Here is a 600-nt window from a genome sequence, read left to right on the forward strand (position 1 = left end):
AGCGCAAGCAGGTTGATCAAGCCCGAAAGAAGAAAAAGCGCGATCCCGTAGCGGTAAAGATCCGCCTTCAAAAGAGACCCGATACTGGATGACTTGTCGCCTGAGCGCGACCGCGAGGAAGAGGAGGCCATTACAGCGCCTTTTTGTCAGGGCTGGACTGCAGCAAGACAGAATGCGCTAAAGCACATGTGTCCTGCAGTCCTCAGCCTTCGGTAAGAAGGCCAGTACCATTCCGGGATAAGCCGGCCGCATGTTTAGGGGCATATGCGCTCCCCAGAACATGCGGCGGCCTGTTGCACGAGGCGGTTCAGAGACGGAAGTCATCCACCGTCAGGCTGTGATCGCTGCGGATGCGAAGCGTGAAGTCGGCCTCCCCATCCCCATCAACATGCCCGGACAGCTCGACAACCCCGTCCTCACCCTCGCTCATCACCAGCGAGCCTGCACCCACACCCGTATCTGCGCTCTGCAGCGTGAACGACTGGTTCCCATTGACGCCACGGACGGCATCGATCGCCGAAAGGTCGATCAGGTCGCCCACCGAGAAGTCAAGGATCTCATCCCCATCCGCGGCGGCCGCGCTGTTGAACAGGATCGTAT

General features: G+C 59.5%; 1 pseudogene. It reads right to left on the reverse strand.

Annotation, left to right across the window (positions count from 1 at the left end):
- Positions 1-307: 307 nt before the first annotated feature.
- Positions 308-600: pseudogene (locus BCY78_RS25775) on the reverse strand (hypothetical protein); the annotation flags it as partial.

Source organism: Pararhodobacter sp. CCB-MM2 (assembly GCF_001691415.1).
GTDB lineage: Bacteria > Pseudomonadota > Alphaproteobacteria > Rhodobacterales > Rhodobacteraceae > Pararhodobacter.